Below are 22,235 nucleotides of genomic sequence, written 5' to 3' on the forward strand. Positions count from 1 at the left end.
CCCCCGTGTTCACGCGAGGGAGGATGCCAAGCGCCAGACGAGCTTCGCGGCTATGCACTGCTCCCTCGCCCGGACTCTGGAGGTGGTGGGCGACTGGTGGTCGCCACTGGTGCTGCGCGACCTCTACCTGGGCATCCGCCGCTTCGACGAGCTGGTCACGGACCTGGGGATCTCCCGCAACCTGCTGACCTCCAGGCTGGCCGACCTGGTCGCCGGCGGAGTGGTCCGGCGGGTCCGGTATGCCGATCGTCCACCGCGGTTCGAGTACGAACTGACCGACGCCGGTCGCGACCTCGTCCCGGTGCTCCTCGGGATGACCGCCTGGGGGGATCGCTGGGCGACGCCCGAAGGCGGCCCGCCGATCCGGTTCGAGCACGACCGCTGCGGCCGGGAGTTCATCCCCACGGTGCACTGCTCCGCCTGCGGCGAGCCCGTCACCGCCGACGCTGTGCGCCCCCGGCCCGGCCTCGGCGGCCGGCGCGCGCCGGGGACGATGGTGCTCCCCGACCTCCTCGCCGATCGTCCCGACTGACCCGGCTGACCCGGTCGGACCCGCAGGCGAAGGGGCCCGGCGAGGACGTCCGCTCGCGGCTTGTCGACGTGCCGGCCAGGCTCCTGCCGGGTTGAGCCGCCCGCGCCACGCGGGCGCGGGCCGGCCGGCGCGGCGAGGCTCCCGGCCGGGACGGTGGCCGCGGCGCAGTGGACGGACGCCGGGGGTACGGCCGGCGCCGCCTCGGCGCGGCTCGCCGGTTCCGGCCGGCGGAGCGCCCCGGGACGGACGGCGGCCACGGGAACCGGTGCCGGCCGCGTCCCGACCCGGAGGCCGCGCCGGCCGGCGGGCTCGCGGTCAACGCCGCATCAGCAGCGAGCCGCCCAGCAGGTAGGCGCCGACCATCTCGAAGTTCATCGGCGACAGGGTGATGTGCGCGGCCGCGCTGTGGACGTCGCGCAGGCAGCGGTCGAGCCGCCCGCCCGAGCCCAGCGCGCGGGTGCCGGCCATGCTGTGCAGGCTGTCCACGGCCTTGACCGTGTTCTCGCCGACGGTGGCGGCGGCCAGCCTGATCAGCGCGGACAGCTCCTCGCCGCCGATCAGGCAGCGCAGGCTGGCATGGTTGGCGGCGTCTTCCAGCAGCAGCTCGGCGGAGCGGACCAGCGCGGCGGCGCGGGCGAGGCCGGCCTGGACGGTGTGGCTGGAGCCCAGGGTCTGCGTCCCCCGGGCGGGGACCGTGCCCACGGCGATGCCCGGGAAGGCGCTCAACGCATCCTGGGCGATGCCGAGGATCGTCGACGCCGTGGTGAACGGCCCGAAGTCGTAGTAGGCGATGGGATAGCCGCGGGAGGGACGGGCGGCCGGTGGGCGGCGCAGCAGGCCGCCGTCGACGGTGAACTCCTCGGGCACGAACTGGTCGTCGACGGTGAAGCTGACACTTCCCGTCCCCCGCAGGCCCGTCGTGAACCAGTCGTCGTCGAAGCGGACCGCGTCGGCGGGGACGAACAGCATCCGGGTCCGCGCGGTCGCCGCCGTCGCGGGATCGCCACCCGCGGGATCGCCGCCCGGGGGGCCGCCCGCTGCGGGGCTGCCTCCCGAGGGGCTGCCTCCCGAGGGGCCGCCTCCCGCGGGGCCGCCTCCCGCACTGTCGGGCGCCAGGACGAGGCCTTCCTCCGCGGCGGGGTCGACCTCCGTGACCAGGGAGGCACAGACGAGCCAGTCGGCGTGCGTGGATCCGCTCGCGAACGACCAGCGGCCCCGTAGTCGGTAGCCGCCGGGCACCGGCTCGGCCTGACCAGACGGGTTGATCCCACCGACCACGAGCCCGTCGCTGTCCTGGAAGAGCTGGCAGGCGACCTGCTCCGGCAGGTAGTCCGACATCCGGGAGATAACTCCCTGCACCCCCATCTGCCAGGCGACCGAGGCGTCGACGCGGGCGAGGGCCTGCAGGACGGCGGAACCGGTCCGGACGCTGACTCCGCCGCCACCGAAGGACGGGGACACCCACATGCGGTGAATATTCTGATCCCGCAGCGCGGCGATGACGGCGGGCGGCGTCACCCTTTCCCGTTCGGCCTGCTCGCGATGGCGGACCAGGACGGGAGTGACCTTCTCGACTCGCGAGAGCCACTCGGTCGTCTCTTCGTGGGAGTGTGCGGAGCCGCTCCAGGACACGTCAGATACCTACTCTGCTCGGAATTCGCGTCGGGTCTGCAGGCAAAGGCCGGAACGGAAGTGCCGGTAGGCTCTTGACCGGCAGGTTTCCGGCTCTTTGCGGGGACGGGCGGCCGGTTGCCATTGTTGTTGACAGCTCGATACGCGCCGGCGCCGGGTGGCCCGTAGGTGGTGGATGCCAGGGGCCGCCCACCGGAGCGGGACGCGCGACGAGGCGGTGCGCCGCGGTCGTAGTGGCGCTGAGCTGCGCGGACATCCGCCGCCCCTTCCTCATCGGGGCAGGCGACCGCGGGTTGCGGCCACCTTGCGGCCCGGCGTTCAGCCGCATCTACGGTTAGATCCTAGCAATTTAAACGCAGATGCGGTCTGATGTAGGAAGAAGGGTCCGTGGGTGCGGTCCAGTTGGCCGGGTCGGACGGTCCGATAGGCCCCAGTGTGACCCGACTGCCCGGGGGTATTCGCCGGTCGCAGCGTTGCTCGAACGGCCGGAAGACGGCCGCGTGACTCGGGTAACACCGTCGTCATGCAACTCGTCCGATACATGAGCTAGATAAGGTCGATTCATGATCCTTAGTATTCGTAACCGATTCACCGGAATTATTACCGAGATAGTTAGCGGCTCGGTCATGGGAACCGTCACCATGGAGATTCCCGGCGGCCAGTCACTCGCGGCCACGGTCACGATGGACGCGATCAAGGATCTCGGTATCGGCATCGGCACCGCCGTGGAGGCGCTCATCAAGTCGACCGACATCGCGGTGGCGACCACCGAGGTGTCCGGACTGAGTATCCGGAACAAGCTGGCGGGCACGCTCGTCGGACTCGACTCCGGCGGTGCGATGTCAGTCGCGAGGATCAAGGTCGGCAAGGATGTGGAGCTCACGGCGGCGATCACCCGGGCGGCGGCCGAGGAGCTCAAGCTCGAGCCCGGTACGCCGGTCACCGCACTGATCAAGTCCACCGAGGTCTCCTTCTCCGCAGTCTGACGCGCCCTCCGCGCCGACCGGCGCATCCGCCGGTCGGCGCGCGGCGCCTCCTCGGCAGCCCGTAGCGTCCGCCTGCCGCCTGCCGCCTGCCGCCTGCCGCCTGCCGCCTGCCGCCTGCCGCCTGCCGCCGCAGCCCTTGCCCTCGCGCCGCCGCTTGCCGCCAGCTCGGCTGCGGTGCCCGCCCGCGGCCCGCGCCTGGCCGCCTGGCCGCCTGGCCGCCTGGCGAAGTCACCCGATCCGGGTGTCCGGGTGCGGTTCGGAAAAGGACGCACTGTTATTGCGACCCAGGGTGGGTACCCCGTAACGCAGGGCCTGACCACCCGCTGTGCGGGGGATCGCACCGGCATGCCCCCCCGGCGGTCGCGATACGCGTCCCTGACGTCGACGTACTGTCACCGAATCCGGGTGACCGCTTTCGCATCCCATATTCCATCAGTGGCCCGACGTATGCGGAGAATGCGCGGTTTCCCGGCTCGGCCGCAGTGCTTCCGCGGACAAGCCGGATGGCCGCCGTCGACCAGGAGGCGGGAATTCTCGTGGAGATCGCAATCACCGGGGCAACCGGATTTCTGGGTGTGCATCTGGTGCGGGAACTTCTCGAGCGGAATGCGTCGCTGACGGTTCTGGCCCATGCGGGCTCCGGGGACGCCGCGGCCCGGCTCGCCAGGTTCCTGCAGGTCACCGGGGCCAGCCCGCGGCTGGTCGACGAGCTCCCGCACCGGGTCTCGGTGGTCGACGTGGACGTGGCCGAGCCGTTCCTCGGCCTCGCTCGTGCCGATTTTCGGCGGGTGGCGGACGGCGTCGACGCCATCTGGCACAGCGCCGCCCAGACGAAGCTCGCCGGCGACCTCACCGAGCTGCAGCACGTCAACGTCGGCGGCACCCGGAACATGCTGGCGCTGGCGGCGGCGGGCGGGCGACGGCCGCGTTTCTACCACGTGAGCACGGCGTTCGTGGCCGGCCTGCGGCCCGACCCGGTCGTCTACGAGGACCAGCTCGACGCCTCGTGGGGATTTGCCAGCCCGTACGAGCAATCGAAGTACGAGGCGGAGGTCGTGGTCCGGGACTGGTCGGCCGACAGCGGCCGGCCGGTCGTGGTGTTCCGGCCGAGCGTCCTGGTCAGCCACCGCCCGCCGCATCCGGACCTGCCGTCGGACACCCTGGAGGCGGTCGCCCGCTTCATGCTCACGATCGCCTCGATGGCGGTGGAAGGCGGCCTGGTCGACGCCGAGGAGCCGGCCGTGCAGACCGTGCGGGTCGTCGGCGACCCGCAGGCACGCTGGAACATGATGGCCGTCGATGACGCCGTGCGGGACATGGTGCGCCTCGCCGGGCGCCCACCGGCCGGCGCGACGACCACCTATCACATCGTCAGCAGCCGCGACCTGCCCGTGTCGCTGCCCATCGACCTGCTGGAGAGCCTCCTGCCGGTCCGCGTGGAGCTCGTCGAGCAGCCCCCGACCGACCCGACGCCGCTGGAACGGATCATCGGCATGGTGCCCGGGTTCCTCATGTACCTGCGCCATCGCCACGTCTTCGACGACACCCGCACCCGCACGGCGCTGGGCGAGCGGCTCGCCGAGACGCTGGTGGACCGGGACTACCTGCTCTCCGGCCTGGGCGTCGCGGAGATGGACCTGGCTCCGGGCGACCTGCTCGCCTCCGACCTGCTGGCCCGCGCCCTGTCCGCCTACGACCCGACGACCAGGGCCGATCCCGCCGCACGAGCCGATCCCGCCGCGCCTCTCGACCCCGCCGCGCGGACCTACCCGGCCGCACGGACAGACCCGGCGCCGCGGGTCGAATCCGCCCAGATCAAATCCGCCCCGGGTGGGAGCAGCCGATGACCGTCACCCCTCGACCGCCCCGCATCGCGGGCCCGCCGGAGCGCCGGAGCCGTCCTGCGCCGGCGCTGCGCCGGCCGCCTGCGCGTCGGCCCCACCCGGATGGATCCGACAGCCGGCCGGTGACGGCACCGACCTGGCGGCCGGGCCCGCACCCGGCGGCCTTCACCGGACCGGAGCTTGCCGCCTGCGTGCGCGCGGTGCGGGAGCCGGTGCACCTGCTGGCCGTGCCCGGCCGGGGCGTCGGCCTCGGTCTCGGCGGCGACGTCGGCGCCGGGGACCCCGCCGCCCCGGTGGTGGTGGGCATCCTGCCCGCCCTGTACCCGGAGTGGCTTGGCGACCGCTCGTTCGCGGCGGCGCACGGGGTGCGTTTCCCCTACATCGCCGGGGAGATGGCGACCGGCATCGCGACGACCGCGATGGTGACCGCGATGGCCCGCGCCCGGATGCTCGGCTTCTTCGGCTCGGGCGGGCTGGGACTCGACCGGATCGAGAAGGCCGTCGTCACCCTGGCCGACGCGCTCGCCGGCCAGCCGAACTGGGGGGTCAACCTGCTGCACTCGCCGGGCGACCCGGCGCTGGAGAACACCACCGCCGCCCTGCTGCTGCGCCACGGGGTTCCGTGCGTCTCGGCGTCGGCGTTCATGTCGATCACGCCGGCGGTGGTCCGCTGCGCGGCGGCGGGGTTGCGCCGCACGCCCGACGGCCGGGTGGAGCGCCGAACCCGGGTGTTCGCGAAGATCTCCCGGCCCGAGGTCGCCGAGCAGTTCATGTCGCCGCCGCCGGGGGAGATCCTGCGTGCCCTGGTCGACGCCGGGCAGATCACCGCGGCGGAGGCGGAGCTCGCGGCGGGCCTGCCGATCGCCGAGGACATCACGGTCGAGGCCGACAGCGCCGGGCATACCGACGGGCGGCCGATGGCCATCGTGGTCCCGGCCGTGCAGGCCGTGCGGGACCGGGTCGTCGCCCGCTTCGACTACCCGCGGCCAGTGCGGGTGGGCGCCGCCGGCGGCCTGGGCACGCCGCAGGCGGTCGCGGCGGCCTTCGCGCTCGGCGCGGCCTACGTGCTCACCGGTTCGGTGAACCAGGTCAGCGTCGAGTCCGGCCAGTCCGAGGACGCCAAGGCGATGCTCGCCGGTGCCGACCTGGCCGACGTGGCGCTGGCGCCGGCCGCGGACATGTTCGAACTCGGCGCCAAGGTGCAGGTGCTGCGCCGCGGATCGATGTTCGCGCCGCGTGCCGGGCTGCTGTTCGAGGCGTACCGCCGGCACGACAGCCTGGAACAGCTCGCCCCCGAACTGCGCGCGAAGCTGGAGCGCGACCTGTTCGGCATGTCCCTGGACGACGTGTGGACCCGCACCGCCGCGTACTGGGTCGAACGCGACCCCGGCCAGGTGGAGCGGGCGTTGCACGATGCCAAGCACCGGATGGCGCTGGTGTTCCGGTGGTATCTGGGGAACTCCGGCCGGTGGGCGCTCGCCGGCGAGCAGAGCCGGCGCACCGACTACCAGATCTGGTGCGGTCCGGCGATGGGCGCGTTCAACCGGTGGATCAGCGGCAGCTTCCTCGCACAGGCGGCGGAGCGCAGCGTCGTCCAGATCGCCCTGAACCTCCTCGAAGGAGCGGCGGTGGTCACCCGCGCTCATCAGGTGCGCAGCTTCGGGGTGCCGGTGGGTGTCGCTCAGTTCCCGCCGCGCCGGCTGGTGCTCGGCGCCGACGGCTGACCTCGCGGCCGGTCGGTCTCGAAAGGGCCGGCCGGTCCGGAAGGAGACACGGACACAATGCGACGAACCGACTCCCCGCCCCAACCGCCGATCGCGGTCGTCGGAGTGGGCGCCATCATGCCGGGCTCGATCGATGCCGCCGGGTTCTGGAACTCCATCGTCCGCGGCGAGGATCTGATCACCGAGGTGCCGCGTTCCCACTGGCTGGTCGAGGACTACTACGACCCGGACCCGGCCGCGATCGACAAGACCTACGTGCGGCGCGGCTCGTTCCTGCCGACGATCGACTTCGACCCGGCCGAGTTCGGCATCCCGCCGAGCACCGTCCCGGCCACCGACACCGCGCAGTTGTTCGCGCTGCAGGTCGCCGACCAGACGCTGCGCGACGCCCTGGGCGACGAGTACGACACCGCCGACCGCGGCGGCATCGGCTGCATCCTCGGCAGCGGCAACCTGGAGCTGCTCAGCGAGATCGACCTGCGCCTGGGTCGTCCGATGTGGTTGAAGGCGCTGCGTGAACTCGGCTACTCCGACGCCGATGCCCGGCGGACCTGCGACCACGTCCTCAAGGACTATCCGCAGTGGCAGGAGGCCACGCTGCCCGGCGGCCTGGGCAACATCGTCGCCGGCCGGGTCGCGAACCGGCTCAACCTGCACGCGGTGAACTACACCGTGGACGCCGCCTGCGCGAGCTCCCTGGCGGCGGTGTCGGCCGGCGTGAACGAACTCGTCCTCGGCCGCGCCGACATGATCATCAGTGGTGGTGTCGACGCCCTGAACAACCCGTGCACGTTCGTGAGTTTCTGCAAGACGCCGGCGCTGTCGCCGACAGAGGACTGCCGGCCCTTCTCCGCGCAGGCCGACGGCACGCTGCTCGGCGAGGGCGTCGCGATGGTCGCGCTCAAGCGCCTCGACGACGCCCGCCGGGACGGCAACAAGATCTACGCCGTGATCCGCGGGATCGGCTCGTCGTCGGACGGCCGGGGCGCGGCGATCTACGCCCCGGCGCCGGGCGGGCAGGTCAGGGCGGTGCGGGCCGCCTACGCCGACGCCGGCTACGGCCCGGAGACGGTCGGGCTCGTCGAGGCGCACGGCACCGGCACCGTCGTCGGGGACCGCACCGAGGTCACCGCGCTGACCGAGGTGTTCGGCGACGCCGAGCGCACCGGCGACCGCTGGTGCGCGCTGGGTTCGGTCAAGTCGCAGATCGGGCACACGAAGTCGGCGGCCGGCGCGGCCGGGCTACTCAAGGCCGTGCTCGCCCTGCACCACCACACCCTGCCACCGACGATCAAGGTGACGGAGCCGAACGCCGATCTCTCGCTCGATTCCAGCCCCTTCTACCTCAACACCGTCTGCCGCCCCTGGGTGCGCCCGGCGGACCACCCGCGGCGGGCCTCGGTGTCCAGCTTCGGCTTCGGTGGCATCAACTTCCACATCGCGTTGGAGGAGGCNCCCGCCCCCGCCGGCGGGTCCCGAGCGGCCGGCGAGTCCGGCGAGTCCGGCGACGGCCTCGTCCGGCGGCATCGCCTGCCGCGGGCCGCCGGCAGCGAGCTGGTCCTGTTCGGCGCCGACACGCCCGAGCAGATCGTCGCCGCGCTGCGGGCGATCGACACCTCCCGACCCACCGCGGGGATCGCGCGGGCGAGCCGGCGCGAGTTCGACTCCCGCCGCCCGGTCCGCCTCGCCCTGGTCGCGGGCTCCGCCGAGCAGCTCGGCACCCGGATCGACCAGGCCGCCAACCTGATCGGCCAGCGGCCGCGGGAGCCGTTCACCAACCCCCGTGGGCTGCACTACGCGGTCCCGAACTACGCGGCCCCGACCGACGCGGCCCCGACCGACGCCGCCGGCACCGGCATCCCGCCCGTGCCGCCGCCGGCGGCGGCCCCGCCGGCGTTCCTCTTCCCCGGCCAGGGCAGCCAGTACGTCGGGATGGGCACGGACGTGGCGCTGCGCTACCCCGCCGCGCAGGAGGTCTGGGACCGCCTCGGCGGCCTGCGTTTCGGCGGCACACCGCTGCACGAGGTGGTGTTCCCGCCGCCGACCTTCGACGAGGCCGAGCGCGCCGCCCGGCAGAGCACGCTGACCGCCGCCGAATGGGCGCAGCCGGCGATCGCGCTGCACTCGCTGGCCCTGCTCGCCGTCCTCGACGGCTACGGGGTCCGCCCACCCTGCGTGGCCGGACACAGCTTCGGTGAGCTGACGGCCCTGTGCGCCGCCGGCGTCCTCGACGCCGAATCGCTGGTCATCCTCGCCCGCCGGCGCGGCGAGCTGCTGCGCAACACCACCGAGCGGGCGGGCGGGCGGATGCTCGCCGCCGTCGCCGCCCACGACGACGTTGCGGCAGCCCTCGACGGGCTGCCCGACCGGGACGTCTGGGTGGCCAACCACAACGCCCCGAGGCAGCTCGTGCTGTCCGGCACGGCGGCGGCCCTGGAGACCGTGCAGGGCAAGCTCGCCGCCGAGGGCATCGCCACGCGGTGGCTGGAGACGGCCACCGCCTTCCACTGCCCCCTGGTCGCGGCGGCCCGCGACCCGCTGCGCGAGGTGCTCGAGGGCATCGAGATCCATCCGGCGCACTGCGAGGTCATCGCGGGCTCCGACGGCCGGCCCTACCCGTCCGACCCGGCGCTGATCCGGGAGCGGATCGTCGACCAGCTCACCGCGCAGGTGCTGTTCGTCGACCAGATCGAGACCATGTACGCCGACGGCGTGCGGACCTTCGTCGAGGTGGGCCCCGGCGGGGCCCTCACCGGCCTGGTCAACCAGATCCTCGACGGCCGGGAGCACCTCGCGATCAGCCTGGACCGCCGCGGCCAGGACGGCGACGCCACGCTGCAGTCCGCGCTCGGCCAGCTCGCCGTCCAGGGCGTGCGGCTGACCTTCGACGACCCGCCGCCCGCCCCCGCCGGCGTGCGGCACCGGAAGCCGGTGATGACGATGCGGATCGACGGATCCAACTACGGCCGCAACTACCCGCCGCCGCTGGACGAGCCATCGCCCAACGGCGATCACCCAGCCCGGTCCGCCGCGACCGCCTCCCCGGCGTCCGTGCCTCCCGCGCCCGCCTCCCCGGCGTCCGCCGCCGCAGTGGCCGCGCCGGCCGTGCCGGCCCCGGCCCCAGCCGACGACGTCGCCGTCCCGCCGCGTTCCGTCGCCCCCGCCGCACAGCCGGCCCCGGTTCCGGTTCCGGTCGACAGCGCGATCCCGACAGCACCGACGGCACCGACCGTCGGACCGCCGACGCAGCCCGGCGCACCATCGCGGGCCGCGGAATCCCTGGCGGCACCGCCGGCGGCCGCGCCGCCGGTCGCCGGTCCGACACCGACACCGACACCGACACCGACACCGACATCGACATCGACACCGGCACCGCCGCCCGCCGAGCCGATGCCCGCCGAGCCGATGCCGGCTGCGCAGGCCGCGGAGCCCATGCCGGCTCCCCCGGCCGCGGAGCCGATGCCCAGGGCGCCGTCCCCCGGCGGGCTGGTCACCACTGCGGAGATGCCGGCGGTGGCGTCGTCGCCCGATGCGGCGCTGGTGGGCGATGTCGTCGCCGGGCCGGGCTGGTGGGCCGCCTTCGTCGAGGCACACCGGCAGACCGCCCAGGTCCAGGCCGCCTACCAGCACCTGATGACCGAGGCACAGGTGGAGTTCCTGCGCACGACGGAGGCCATGTGCGCACGGCTGGCCGGTGCACCCGCCATGGACGTGCCCCCGGCGCCCGGATACCTGCCGGCCGTGCCGACGGTGAACCCCGCGGCGCTGCCAGCGTCGGCCCCGCCTGCGCCACCTGCGGCGGCGGTGCCGGCCACGGCGATGCCGGCGGCGGCGATGCCTGCGTCGGCCATGCCCCCGGCGCCGGCGGCGCCGACGAGCACCACGCCCCGGCCGGCCGAACCGGCCCAGGCCGGTCAGGCCATGGCGGCGCCGCCCGCGGTGCCGGTGGCCGACTCGACGATCGCGCCACCCACCTCCGCCGCGGTCGCCGTGCCGCCGGTGGTGGCGCAGGGCACCGTCTCGCCCGTTGCCGCAGCACCTGGCATTGCCGCTGATCAGCCGGTCGGTGGCTCGCCCGCCGTCGCCCCGGCACCGGCCGGTGGCGAGGCCGCGGGGGCGCCGGCGCCCCCGCGCAGCGTCGAGGAGCTGGAGGCGTTGCTGCTCGACGTCGTCGCGGAGCGCACCGGATACCCCGCCTCCGCGCTGGCGATGGACATGGAGCTGGAGGGCGACCTCGGCATCGACTCGCTGAAGAAGGTCGAGATCCTCTCCGCGCTGCGTCAGCACGTCGGCGAGATCGCGGTCGACGTCAGCGAGGGCGACGCCCTGGCTCAGCTCACCGCGCTGCGCACCCTCGGCGAGGTCGTCGATCTCATGCGCAACCGGGCCGACGAGCCGCAACCGGCGGCGACCGGAGCGACCGGAGCGACCGGAGCGAGCGGGTCGACCGGGCTGACCGGGCTGACCGGGCTGGATCCGACCGGCCCCGGCACGGCGGCGGCCGCGGCCATCCCGGACCTCGCCGAGCGCCCCGCCGGGGATCCGGCGGGGGCTGCGGCGGCCACCTCGGCACAGGGCTCGACGGGCGTGGCGGCCGATGCCCCCTTTCCGGCCGGTTCCTCGGGAGGGGCCGCCGGCTGGCCGCCGCTGACCCGGCTCGTGCCGGAGGTCAGGCCCGTCATGGCCCCGGGGCTTGCTCCTCTCGGGCTGGGCGCGCGTCCGCTGACGATCGTCGACGGCGGCAGCGGCCTCGGGTCCGCGCTCGCCGCCGAGCTCGACCGGCATGGCCTCCGCGCGGTCGTCACCGACGGCCCGCCGGACGCCGGGCCGGACGGGGCACCGGGCGGGCTGGCCGCCGACGCCGGCGGGGTGATCCTGCTCGGCGGGCTGGCGGGCGTCGACTCCGTCGAGCAGGCCCTCGACCGGCAGCGGGACGCCTTCCGCTGGGCGCGGGCCATGGCCTCGTCGCCGGCCGTGCACGGTGGGCTGTTCGTCACCGTGCAGGACACCGGCGGCGATCTCGGCCTCGACGGTCGGCAGGGGACGCGGGCCTGGCTCGGCGGGCTGGCCGCGCTGGCCAGCACCGCGGCCGCGGAATGGCCGGACGCCGCGGTCCGGGCGATCGACTGCGAACGGGCCGGGCGCGACCCGGCCCGGCTCGCCGCCGCCATCGCCCACGAGCTGCGGCAGGGCGGGATGACCCCGGTCGTCGGCCTGCGCGCCGACGGCACCCGCCTCGTTGCGGGGGTGGCGCCGGCCCCGCCGGAACCGGCGGACGCGCACCCGCTTCGGCTCGCGCCCGGCGCGGTGATCGTCGCGACGGGCGGCGCCCGCGGCGTGACGGCCGCATCCCTGATCGAGCTGGCCCGGACCTGCCAGCCGCGGCTGGTCCTGCTGGGCCGCACGCCCCTGCTCGACGAGCCGGCCGGGCTCGCGGCCGCGACCGACGAGCCGTCGCTGGTGCGGCTGCTGGCCGACCGCGACGACGCGGCAGCCGGCCCGGCCCGGCTGCGGGCGCAGGCGCGCGAGATCCTGGCCGCGCGGGAGGTGCACGCCACCCTCGCCGCCCTCCGGCGCGCCGGTTCGCAGGCCCGCTACCTGCCGGTGGACGTCCGCGACCCCGACGCGGTCGCCCGTGCCCTGGAGGAGGTCCGGGCGGACTGGGGGCCGGTCAGCGGGCTCGTCCACGGTGCCGGCACCCTCGCCGACAAGCTGCTCGTCGACAAGACCGACGACGCCTTCGACCGGGTGTTCGACACGAAGGCGCGGGGTCTGTGGACGATGCTGGACGCGCTCGCCGACGACCCCGTGGAGCTGCTGTGCCTGTTCTCCTCGGTGGCGGGCTGGTTCGGCAACGCCGGCCAGGCCGACTACGCCATGGCGAACGCGACCCTGGACCATGTCGCGGGCACCTACCGGGCCACGCATCCGGACTGTCTGGTGCGATCGATCGCCTGGGGCCCCTGGGCCGGAGGGATGGTCGGACCGCTGCTCGCCGAGGTCTTCGCCAGCCGCGGAGTGCCGGCGCTCCCGGTCGCCCAGGGCGCGGCGGCGTTCGTCGACGAGATCACGGGTGCGCGCAGCGCCGGGACGCAACCGCGGATCCTGCTCGGCGCGGGCGGCCCGGAGGCACTCGGCGCCTCGGCCGACGGCGAGCAGGCACCGTCCGCCCGGCGAGTTCTCGGCCAGCTCTCGGTGCACGAACGCACCCATCCCTGGCTGACCGACCACAGCCCGGCCGACATCGCCGTGCTCCCGCTCGCGATGGCGCTGGACTGGCTCGCCCGCGGGGCCCGCGCGCTGCGCGGCGACGGCGAGGCCGGGATGGTGCTGCGCGACCTGCGGGTCCTGCGCAAGATCGCCTTCCCGCACCTGGCCGACACCGGGCACGAGCTGTACGTCAGCGTGACCGAGGCCGGGGCCCCGGGCGGCGGTGACCTGTCCGCCGCCGGTGCCGGCGCGGCGCCGCTACCCGTGCTGCGCCTCGACGACGCCGACGGCATGCCCCACTACCAGGCCAAACTCGACGCCGCACAGCCAGCGCCCGTGCCGTCGTCAGCCTGGCCGACCCCGGACGGCCTCGCCGAGAAGGCGGCCGAGGTGTCGACGTGCCGGGACCTGATCTACCGCAGCGACGCGCTGTTCCACGGCCCGCGTTTCCAGGCGATCCAGTGGCTCAAGGGGATGTCGGAGCATGGCGCCGAGGGGTCCGTCGTCGGTGTGCGGGAGCTGGCCTGGGGGCTCGACGACTGGTACTTCGACGTCGCCGGCCTCGACGGCGGGATGCAGCTCGCCGGGCTGTGGGCCTGGCGGGTGCTCGGTGGCGCGTTGCCCGTCGCCGTTCGCGAGTGTCGCATTCACCGGCCGGGCCTGATGACCGGGCAGGCCCGCGGCGTCGTCACCGCCCGGGAGATCGACAACATCCACGCCCTGTGCGACGTGGTGGTCCTGGACGACGACGCCGCCCGGATCGAGCTGATCGGGGTGGAGCTGGTCCGCCGCCCCGACTGGATGCCCTCATCCTGACCCCCAGGGGCGATCGGGGAAGGGTCGCGTCTGAACGCACGAGGCCCCCCGGACCGGCGGCGCCTACCGGCCCGGGGCCGCTTTTCGCCCCGGGCCCACATGCCGCCTACTCAAATGTAACCGCTACCGCGAAATGTAACTCCACTGTGGTTACATTTGGGCCGTGTCGCATGACGTGACCGAAATGATCAATCGCCTGCGGGTGGCGGGAGGCGACACCACCGAGGTGGAGGTCAAGTCCGCTGCGGGCGGGTTGCCCGTCTCACTCACCGCGACGTTGAGCGCGTTGGCGAACCAGCCTGGCGGCGGGACCATCATCCTGGGGCTCGACGAGCAGGCGGGATTCCGCCCGGTCGGGCTCGTCGACCCGCAGGTTCTCAAGCAGGGTCTGGCCGCCAAGGCTCGGGCGTTCACACCGCCGGTCCGGCTCACGGTCGACGACGGGGAGGTGGATGGCGCCGCGGTTGTGGTTGCTCGGGTGCACGAGTGCGACCGGTCGTCCAAGCCCTGCCGCGTCACCGCGACCGGCACGGCATACCTCCGTAGCTACGACGGGGACTACGCCCTGTCCGAGGTGGAGGAACAGGGATTCCTGGCTGCCCGCCAGGCACCACTGTTCGATCGGTCACCCGTCGAGGACGCCACCATCGACGATCTGGACACCGAACTCGTCGACGCATTCCTCGGCGCCGTTCGCGAACGCGACCCGGCCGGACTCGGCCGATTTGCCGATGATGCCGAGCTCCTGCGCCGCGGCGGAGTGACGATCGATGGCGGACAGCCCACCGTCGCGGGTCTCCTCGCCCTCGGGGCCCACCCCCAGCAATGGTTCCCCCGATACGTGATCCAAGCGGCCGCAGCGCCCCTTCCCACGGACTCCGCCGCCACGCGGGCCCGCAACCAGGTGACCATCAGCGGGCCTGTCCCGCGGATGCTTGACGCAGCGCTGCTGTGGGCCCGGCGCACCTTCGATACCGCGATCGTCGCCGAGTCGGACGGCACGGTCCACGACCGCCCCAGCTATCCTCTCGTCGCCTTCCGCGAGCTGGTCGCCAATGCTCTGATCCACCGCGACCTCGACCACTGGTCCGCCGGGCTCGCCGTCGAGGTACGGCTCCTCCGGGACCGTCTGGTGGTGGCCAACCCCGGCGGCCTGTACGGCATCACTGTCGACCGGCTTGGCCGCGACGCCGTGACCTCGGCCCGTAACGCCAGGCTCGTCGCGATCTGTCAGCACGTCCGTACCCCGCAGACCGGAGCTCGGGTCATCGAAGCTCTCGCAAGCGGGATTCCCACCGTCACCGAGGCGCTCGCAGACCACGGTCTGCCACCGGCCCACTACGTCGACAGCGGCATCCGGTTCACCGTCGTCCTCCACCAGTTCGCAACCGCCACGCCCGCAGTGACCGCCGAACCCAAGCTGGGCGCCACGGAGCGTCGCGTCTACCAAGCCCTGACCAGCCAGGGAAGAACGGCCCGCGAACTCGCCGAGGAACTCGGTCTGTCCGCGCCGAACATTCGCAGGTCGCTGCGCAACCTGCGCGGCCGCGGACTGGTCATCCAACTCGGCGGCCGCGGGAGAACCACCACCTACCAGCGGAGACCCGACGGCGTGTAATCAAGGCCACCAGCGGAAGACCCGTTCCACCCATGTTGCCGTTTCCCGGATCGTGGGTGCCGGTGAGGCCCGCGGCGTCGTCACCGCCCGGGAGATCGACAACATCCACGCCCTGTGCGACGTGGTGGTCCTGGACGACGACGCTGCCCGGATCGAGCTGATCGGCGTGGAGCTGGTCCGCCGCCCAGACTGGATGCCCCCGCCCTGACCCCTCACGATGGGGGCCGAGCGGATGGTCGCGCGTGAGAGCGAACAGCGAAGGGACCCGCGGTCAGGCCGTGAATCCGCCTGACCGCGCCGGCCGCCCCACGACCACGGACTCCAGGGCATTGAACTGCAGCCGCGTTGTGCCTTCGAGGTGGGCGACGTCGTCCCGGCCGTCGCCGGTGAGGGCGAGGAAGACGTACTGTTCCGTACGGGTCAGGCGGGTGCCGGCGGCGTCGGCGGCCAGCTCGACGGTGGTGAGCGATGCCCAGCGGGGCTGGCCGTCGAGAATGCCCGTGTACGTGAAGACGATGCGTTCGTCGGGAACGATGTCGAGGAACTGCGCGTGGTACTCGATCCGCTCCGGCACCCCGGAGACGGCGAAGGTACCGCCGGCGAGTTCGTGTCCGCCGATGCGGAAGTCCAGCTCGTGCCGGCTCGTCCCCGGCTCGCCCGGGATGCGGAACCAGCGCCTGCGCAGCGCGATGTCGGCGAAGGCGGTGAAGACGTGACCTGGTGGTGCCGCCAGGACGCGCGACAGCCTGAACGACCCGTGAAGCAGGGGGGAACCCGCTTCGGCGGGGACAGTGGCGCTGTCCGCCGAGTCCCCGGACGGGCGATCGATCAGCACCGGCTCATCGTCCCACGGACCGATCCCGCACGAGGCCCATCACTGGGTCGTGCCGCCAGCTTGCCCGTCCGCGGTGTGATTGATATCTCCGTCGCGATGGTGAACGAGAACGCGCTGCGGAGATGCCCACCTGATTTCGGCTGGTCAGGGGTGTTGAAATGTGTTGGACGGCGCCCTCGACCGCCGGCAGACGGTCCTTCCAGGCGGGGATTTATGTCTTCGTTTCGGCACTTTCTGGTAGCACCCGGCGGGAAGCGGCGGCGCTAGTCTTCGTGTCGTCACCGAATCGCGACGGCAAGCATTTCTGGTTGCTTTCCGGGTTGCCGACTGCTTGTCCATCTGATCTGGGCGTTCTGCCGTCTGTGATTATCCATCGACGGAAATGTGTGAGGATGCATATCATGGCTTTGCGAAGGATCCAGTTGGCCGTGGCGGCCGCCGGTCTGCTCGTTCTCGCTTTCGGGATCGGCGGCATCGCCCCAGGGGGGATCTCCGCACCCATCGGTCAGTCGCACGCGAACCACGGAGCCGTGAATATCTTCGCCGGCGGCGGCAACGGTATCGACAACGGAAACGGGGTCGACCACGGTAACGGCGTGGACCACGGGCATTAGGGTGCGTAGCTGATCCGGATCATGGGGCTCGGTTGTGCTCCTTGATCCGGATCGTCAGGGCGTGGCGGGTGGGGACCGGCTGTGGTCGTTGAAGGTAGGGCGTGCCCGGACGGCGTGGCGCGGTCCCTCGGGAACATCATGATCGTCGGAGTTGGGTTGGGAGCGACCCACCGGCCCAGGAATGCCTACCCTTCTCCATCACAGGGATGAACTGCCGGCGGACTGCCCCGCGGTCAGCACGAACGCCGCCGGCCGGCCGCCGCGGCCGACGTCGGCGGAGACTCAGTCAGGACGCCCGTGCCCGTGCCCGTGGCCGGCGGCTCGGGGGTGCAGCCGCCCGCGCCGCGGGTCTGTCCACGGGACGCCGCCGCGTTCGTCGAGGCGTTGGGCGAGGCTGTAGCCGACGAGCACGATCAGGTGCAGCAGGAACAGCCAGAAGCCGACCGCGACGGCCCCACCGATGGCGCGGAAGCCGCCGAACGGCAGGCCCAGGTCCAGGTGAAACGACAGGAACAGCACGAACCCCTGCACGAAGCCGGCGACGAACGACCCGGTCGCCGCCGCCGCCCATAACGTCGCCGCCCAGCCCGGCCGCCCCGGCCCCACCACCCGGTAGACGATCACGAGCGTCGCGGTCAGCGCCAGCCAGTCGGCCATGAACGCGACGACCACCCCCAGCCCCGCCGAGGCGTCGCTCTCGGCGAACAGCCGGGCCAGGGTCGGCGTCACGAGCAGCACCGGCAGCAGCAGTACCGGGGCGGCGGCGAGCAGCGGCAGGACGCCGAGGCGACCCCGCCACCCGACGAGACCCTCGGTCGTTCCGGCGAGCCGGACGAAGGCCCGCCGCAGCCCCTCGCCGTAGAACGAGGCGGGCACCGCGGCGGCCACGACGACCAGCGGCGACATCGTCAGCGCCGCGTCGAACGCGGCGAGCACGACCGCCGGGGCGCCGAGACCACCCGGCAGCGCGCCGGCCAGGGAACGGCCGAGCTCCGCCGTGCGCGGCCGCCCCAGCAGCAGGCCGAGCAGGTTGACGGCCACCAGCACCCCGGGAACGACCGAGATCGCCGCATAGTAGGTGACGCCCGCCGCGAGCAGGGCCAGGTCGTGGCCGCGCAGCGCGCCGACCACGTCCCGCCCCAGCACCGTCAACCAGCGCAGCCTCATCAACCAGCGCACCTCACCAGCCAGCGCAGCCTCACGAGCCAGCGCAACCTCGTCAACCAGCGCCGCCTCGTCACGTCCCCGCAGTCAGCCGGCGGTCCTCATCCTGCCCGCACCGGCGCTGCGCGGTGGTTACTCGATGACCCGAAGGGTGGAGGGGACGTCCATCCGGCGGACCCGGCGGGCCGCGGCCAGCGGTGCGACCGCCACCGCGCCGACGCCGAGCAGCAGGATGACGACCAGGGTGCGGCCCGACAGGATCGCCTGCACGCCGAGGTCGGGCAGCGTCTCGGCGAGCAGCACCTCCACGGTGTAGCGCAGCGCCCAGTAGCCGGCGGCGATCCCCAGCAGCGTCCCGACCAGGCCCATCACCGCGCTCTCGGCGACGGTCAGGCCGAGCACGGTGCGGGTGGACAACCCGTAGGCGAGCATCGTCGCGTGCTCGCGGCGCCGCTCGTCCACGGCGATGCTCATCGCGTTGTAGGCGATGAGCACGGCCAGCAGGAGCACCACCACCTCGCCGATGCGCAGGATCCCGACGAAGGTGCGCAGCAGGGCCCGGATCTCCTCGATGCTCGCCGTCGCCGAGACCACCGACGCCACTCCCGGGATGGCGGCCAGCGTGCGGGTGGCCGCGTCCCGCCCGTACCCGGCCGCCGGCTGCACGACGACCACGTTGGTGGTTCCGGCGAGCCGGAACGCGCCGGCGTCGGCGTTGTCGAGGAACACCACCGAGCGAACCGGGAAGGCGTGGATGCCGGCGATCCGCTGCGGTGTGTCCACGGTCCGGTAGCCGGTGCCGACCCGCTGCGGATGGCGCAGCGTGATCGTGTCGCCGGGGTGGACGCCCAGGTCGTGGGCGGCCTTCTCGGAGATCAGCAGCCCGCCGGTGGGGGACCCGGAGACGACCGACGGCGACCACAGCCCGTGCCCGATGTCGAGGATGTAGGTGAGCACGTCGATCGGTGCGGCCGAGGCGTCGCCGCCGGTCCTCGGGCCGGTCCGGGTGCCGGTCCCGGCACCGACGGTGGGGGAGAGGCGGCTGGGCAGCGCCAGCGTGGGGTCGGTCTCGGTGACGGCGGGGGAGCGGCGCACGGCGTTCACCGTCGGGGAGTTCACCGGTTCGACCCGGGGCAGCATCACCCGCAGCCGGTCGGGGGCGCTGGTCGTCAGGTCCGCTTCGGCCCGGTCCGTGGTGCGGGTGAACGTGTCCAGCTCGCCGGTGAAGACCACCAGGGCAGTGATCACCGCGGCGATCGCGACGGCGGTGAGCAGCAGCCGGCGCGGGGCACGCGCCAGGTTGCGCAGCGGCATCTGGGCGAGGCTGCCCCCCGGCAGCCGGGCCCGGCCCAGCAGCCGGACCAGCGGTCCCGTCCCCCCGGCCACGGCGCTCGCCCGGATCGCCCGCACCGGCTCCNCCCGCNCCGCCCGCCACACCGGCGGCAGGGCGGCGAGCACCGGCAGGACCAGGCCCACGGCCGCGGCCCGGGCGAACACGCCGACCTGGAAGTTCGTGTGCCACACCGGCAGCGGCCACACCCCGCGCAGCAGCGCGCCCATCGCGGCGCCCACGACGAGGCCCACCAGGACACCGGCGACCACGCCGAGCACCCCGACCTGGGCGCCCAGCAGCAACGGGCGCAGCGCGAGCCGGCGCGGTGCCACCCCGAGCGCCATCCCGATGCCGATCTCCCGGCGCTGCGCGTCGACGACCCGTCCGACCAGGTTGAACGCGGCGAACACCGCCCCGACCAGGACGAGGACGGCCAAGACGTCCCACAGCCGCTGATCGCTGTTCACATCGTCGTAGAGGATCTGCCGGGTCTGGATGTCGTCCCGGTCGGTCACCGTCACGCTGGTGCCCGGCAGCGCCGCGGCCAGGGCCCGGGACAGCTCGGCGGCGAACGCGCCGGTGTCCGTGCCCGGCCGCAGAGTGAGCACCAGGTCGTTGACGGCGCCGGGCTGCCCGGTGAGCCGCTGCGCGGTCGGTAGCGACGTGTAGAGCACCCCGAAGCCGGACTGGGTGACCAGGCCCGGCTGCTCGCCGGGCAGGATGAAGTACTCCGGCGACTGGCCCTGCCCGACGTAGTGCACCTCGCCGCCGCCGCTGGTCCGCACGGTGCCGGTCGGCGGGAGGTGGTTCGCGTTGGCGAAGGTGCGGTCCAGGACGCCGACGTCGCGCCCGGAGTCGGCGGGCACGAGCGCGCGCCCCCGGGCCACCGACACCCCGTCGACCGGCGGCCGGGCGGTCAGGTCGATGCCGACCAGTTCGCCGCGGGAGAGCACGGTGTGCCCGGGGCGGGAGGCGTCGATCTCGGTCGGCAGCACCAGCCGTTCGGCGTCGGCGGTGACGGCCGCCGCGGCCGGCAGCGACCGGACCACCGCCGCGAGCCGCCCCTGCGCCACCGTGGCCCCGGCCCCGACGGCGACCCGCAGATCGTGCACGTTCAGCCGGGCGTAGCTGGCGTCGTAGGACTGCCGCCGCCAGTGCGAGGAGCTGGTCAGACCGGCGTAGAGCCCCGTGCCGAGGCCGATCATCACGGCGATCGCGACCACGAGCAGCAGGCGCTGACGCAGCTCGCGCAGCGACCAGCGCCACCACAGCCCCGTCGATGCCATCCGTCCGCCGCCCGACTACCCGGTCACCAGCGCGTACCCGGTCACCAGCGCGTACCCGGTCACCAGCGCGTACCCGGTCACCAGCGCGTACCCGGTCACCAGCGCGTACCCGGTCACCAGCGCGTCGCCGGTCACCAGCGCGTACCCGGTCACCAGCGCGTACCCGGTCACCAGCGCAGCTCCGCGACCGGCACCTGGCCGCCGGGCGGCGGGCCGTCGTGGACGATGCGCCCGCCGGACAGTTCGATCACCCGGTCCGCAATCCGGGCGATCTCCCGGTTGTGGGTGACGACGAGAACGGTCCGGCCCTGGGCGGACTGGTCGCGCAGCAGCTCCAGGATGCGCACGCCGGTGGTGACGTCCAACTCGCCGGTCGGCTCGTCGGCCAGCAGGATCGGGTTGCCGGTGGCGATGGCGCGGGCGATCGCCACCCGCTGCTGCTCCCCGCCGGAGAGCTGGTGGGGGAAGTGTGCAGCGCGCTCGGCGAGTCCCACCCCGGCCAGCACCTCGTCGGTGACCTCGCCGGCTCGGTCCCGCCCGGCGACGTCCGCGCCGAAGCGGACGTTCTCCCGCGCGGTGAGCGCCGGGAACAGGTTGAACGACTGGAACACGAAGCTGACCGCCCGGCGGCGGACCTCCCGCCGAGTCCGCCGGGACGCGCGGGTGACATCGACGCCGTCGAGCCGCACCGTCCCGGTGGTGGGGGTGTCCAACGTGCCGATCAGGTTGAGCAGCGTCGTCTTGCCGCAGCCCGACGGCCCGAGGATCACCAGCAGGCCGCGGGCGCCGACCCGCAGGGTGACGTCCGCGAGCGCCGTGACGCCGGTCGCCGCGCCGTCGTACCGCTTTCCGACGCCGACCAGGTCGATGCGCACCGCCTCGGCCGTCCCGGTCTCGTCGGCCGACCCGGTTTCCCGATCCGCCGGGCCGCCGGGCAACGCCACGCTCGGCCCCCTGTCGTCGCGATCCCCGGGCTCCGGTCGCGCCGGGCTCGAGCCAGTATCGGCGCGGCCGGCACGGCGTCGGGGGAACCGGCCGGCGGCCGGATTGCGCGCGCCGCCGGGCAACGCCCCACGAATGCGGTGGCATCCACCGGGGCCCGCCGTCGGGCACGGCGGACCCCGGTGGATGGTGGTCCGGCGGCGGCGCCGCGCATCCGCCGGCGCCCCTGGCGGATGGGGGTGATGCGGCGGCCGCCACCGGTGGGGGAGTGGTCGGCGGACGGGGATGGTCAGGGCGGGGGCTGTCGGGGGGCGAGGGTCGTCGGGGTGAGGGAAAGGGTGGCTGCCCGCCGGTGGGCGCCATGGCGGACCCGCTCGCCGGTGGGGGTTCCGGGGGGTCGGACGCCGGCGCTGGGATGTCGGCGGGCAGCCAGTCTGAGGGGCGGCCGATCCGGTGGTGGGCGGCCGGTCCTGCGGGGGAGGCGGGTCTGGTGGGTGAGGCGGGTCCTGCGGGGGAGGCGGGTCTGGTGGGTGAGCCGTTCCGGTGGGGGTGGTGCCTCCGGCGCGGGGATCTGGCGGGCTGCCCGCCGTGAGGGGTGCGGCGGGCAGCCCGCAGGTCCGACGCGGTGGGACCGGCGTTGGTCCGGCCCGCGCGGCCGTCGTGCGAGCCCGCCGCGGTCCGCCCTCCGCGGACCGCGGC

Annotated in this window: 15 protein-coding genes and 1 pseudogene; 9 read left to right on the top strand and 7 right to left on the bottom strand. The window is 73.9% G+C overall.

Annotated features, from left to right (window positions below; translation table 11 throughout):
• Window positions 1-52: 52 nt before the first annotated feature.
• Complete coding sequence (locus tag FF36_RS20820) at window positions 53-532, top strand: winged helix-turn-helix transcriptional regulator (RefSeq protein WP_044886810.1); 480 nt, start codon at window positions 53-55, stop codon at window positions 530-532.
• Between the two features lie 315 nt (window positions 533-847).
• Here the strand turns inward: FF36_RS20820 and FF36_RS20825 are convergent, their stop codons facing one another.
• Window positions 848-2,164 (bottom strand): acyl-CoA dehydrogenase family protein, encoded by a 1,317-nt coding sequence (locus FF36_RS20825; RefSeq protein ID WP_044886811.1) that lies wholly within the window; start codon window positions 2,162-2,164, stop codon window positions 848-850.
• 563 nt (window positions 2,165-2,727) lie between these two features.
• On the opposite strand from FF36_RS20825, the gene FF36_RS20830 reads away from it, so the two are divergent.
• The 7 genes from FF36_RS20830 (at window position 2,728) to FF36_RS35530 (ending at window position 15,570) form a co-directional block, all read left to right on the top strand.
• Window positions 2,728-3,150 carry a TOBE domain-containing protein gene (locus FF36_RS20830; RefSeq protein ID WP_044886812.1) on the top strand — a complete coding sequence of 141 codons (423 nt, stop codon included), beginning with the start codon at window positions 2,728-2,730 and terminating at the stop codon, window positions 3,148-3,150.
• Between the two features lie 503 nt (window positions 3,151-3,653).
• Complete coding sequence (locus FF36_RS20835) at window positions 3,654-4,997, top strand: SDR family oxidoreductase (protein ID WP_236705663.1); 1,344 nt, start codon at window positions 3,654-3,656, stop codon at window positions 4,995-4,997.
• Between the two features lie 119 nt (window positions 4,998-5,116).
• The gene (locus tag FF36_RS20840) at window positions 5,117-6,718 is read left to right on the top strand and encodes a PfaD family polyunsaturated fatty acid/polyketide biosynthesis protein (protein WP_044886813.1); all 1,602 of its coding nucleotides are present in this window, start codon (window positions 5,117-5,119) and stop codon (window positions 6,716-6,718) included.
• A 117-nt stretch (window positions 6,719-6,835) separates the two neighbouring features.
• Window positions 6,836-8,172, top strand: a 1,337-nt coding sequence (locus tag FF36_RS38585; protein ID WP_277912958.1) for a beta-ketoacyl synthase N-terminal-like domain-containing protein, incomplete at its 3' end; no start/stop codon positions are given.
• A 478-nt stretch (window positions 8,173-8,650) separates the two neighbouring features.
• Window positions 8,651-13,744 carry an SDR family NAD(P)-dependent oxidoreductase gene (locus tag FF36_RS20845; protein WP_242422682.1) on the top strand — a complete coding sequence of 1,698 codons (5,094 nt, stop codon included), beginning with the start codon at window positions 8,651-8,653 and terminating at the stop codon, window positions 13,742-13,744.
• A 184-nt stretch (window positions 13,745-13,928) separates the two neighbouring features.
• Window positions 13,929-15,362: an ATP-binding protein gene (locus tag FF36_RS20850; RefSeq protein ID WP_242418102.1), complete on the top strand. Its 1,434-nt coding sequence runs from the start codon at window positions 13,929-13,931 to the stop codon at window positions 15,360-15,362.
• 52 nt (window positions 15,363-15,414) lie between these two features.
• Window positions 15,415-15,570: a hypothetical protein gene (locus FF36_RS35530; RefSeq protein ID WP_157866927.1), complete on the top strand. Its 156-nt coding sequence runs from the start codon at window positions 15,415-15,417 to the stop codon at window positions 15,568-15,570.
• 63 nt (window positions 15,571-15,633) lie between these two features.
• On the opposite strand, the gene FF36_RS20855 is transcribed toward FF36_RS35530, so the two are convergent.
• Window positions 15,634-16,197: an SRPBCC domain-containing protein gene (locus FF36_RS20855; RefSeq protein ID WP_199865452.1), complete on the bottom strand. Its 564-nt coding sequence runs from the start codon at window positions 16,195-16,197 to the stop codon at window positions 15,634-15,636.
• A gap of 392 nt (window positions 16,198-16,589) precedes the next feature.
• On the opposite strand from FF36_RS20855, the gene FF36_RS20860 reads away from it, so the two are divergent.
• Entirely contained in the window at window positions 16,590-16,811 is a 222-nt protein-coding gene (locus FF36_RS20860) for a hypothetical protein (RefSeq protein ID WP_152989835.1), read from the top strand.
• Between the two features lie 282 nt (window positions 16,812-17,093).
• Here the strand turns inward: FF36_RS20860 and FF36_RS20865 are convergent, their stop codons facing one another.
• The 5 genes and pseudogenes from FF36_RS20865 to FF36_RS20875 form a co-directional block, all read right to left on the bottom strand.
• Window positions 17,094-17,978: a YhjD/YihY/BrkB family envelope integrity protein gene (locus FF36_RS20865; RefSeq protein WP_044886817.1), complete on the bottom strand. Its 885-nt coding sequence runs from the start codon at window positions 17,976-17,978 to the stop codon at window positions 17,094-17,096.
• A 129-nt stretch (window positions 17,979-18,107) separates the two neighbouring features.
• Window positions 18,108-19,289: an ABC transporter permease gene (locus FF36_RS40445; RefSeq protein ID WP_339325617.1), complete on the bottom strand. Its 1,182-nt coding sequence runs from the start codon at window positions 19,287-19,289 to the stop codon at window positions 18,108-18,110.
• Window positions 19,290-19,399: 110 nt separating this feature from the next.
• Window positions 19,400-20,594, bottom strand: a pseudogene (locus tag FF36_RS40450) (FtsX-like permease family protein); the annotation flags it as partial.
• 15 nt (window positions 20,595-20,609) lie between these two features.
• Window positions 20,610-20,765, bottom strand: a complete 156-nt coding sequence (locus FF36_RS35535; protein WP_157871730.1) for a hypothetical protein — start codon at window positions 20,763-20,765, stop codon at window positions 20,610-20,612.
• On the bottom strand, window positions 20,762-21,538 hold the full coding sequence (locus FF36_RS20875) for an ABC transporter ATP-binding protein (protein ID WP_063870326.1): 777 nt from the start codon (window positions 21,536-21,538) through the stop codon (window positions 20,762-20,764). Before FF36_RS20875 ends, FF36_RS35535 begins: the two co-directional genes overlap by 4 nt.
• Window positions 21,539-22,235: the final 697 nt, after the last annotated feature.

It is taken from the genome of Frankia torreyi (assembly GCF_000948395.1).
In the GTDB taxonomy this organism is placed as follows: Bacteria; Actinomycetota; Actinomycetes; order Frankiales; family Frankiaceae; genus Frankia; species Frankia torreyi.

Coding starts and splice junctions, on each gene's coding strand:
- FF36_RS20830 (WP_044886812.1), top strand. CDS start 2,728: ATGATCCTTAGTATTCGTAACCGATTCACCGGAATTATTACCGAGATA.
- FF36_RS20820 (WP_044886810.1), top strand. CDS start 53: ATGCACTGCTCCCTCGCCCGGACTCTGGAGGTGGTGGGCGACTGGTGG.
- FF36_RS20860 (WP_152989835.1), top strand. CDS start 16,590: ATGCATATCATGGCTTTGCGAAGGATCCAGTTGGCCGTGGCGGCCGCC.
- FF36_RS20850 (WP_242418102.1), top strand. CDS start 13,929: ATGATCAATCGCCTGCGGGTGGCGGGAGGCGACACCACCGAGGTGGAG.
- FF36_RS20835 (WP_236705663.1), top strand. CDS start 3,654: ATGGCCGCCGTCGACCAGGAGGCGGGAATTCTCGTGGAGATCGCAATC.
- FF36_RS20865 (WP_044886817.1), bottom strand. CDS start 17,978: ATGAGGCTGCGCTGGTTGACGGTGCTGGGGCGGGACGTGGTCGGCGCG.
- FF36_RS20845 (WP_242422682.1), top strand. CDS start 8,651: ATGGGCACGGACGTGGCGCTGCGCTACCCCGCCGCGCAGGAGGTCTGG.
- FF36_RS40445 (WP_339325617.1), bottom strand. CDS start 19,289: ATGCCGCTGCGCAACCTGGCGCGTGCCCCGCGCCGGCTGCTGCTCACC.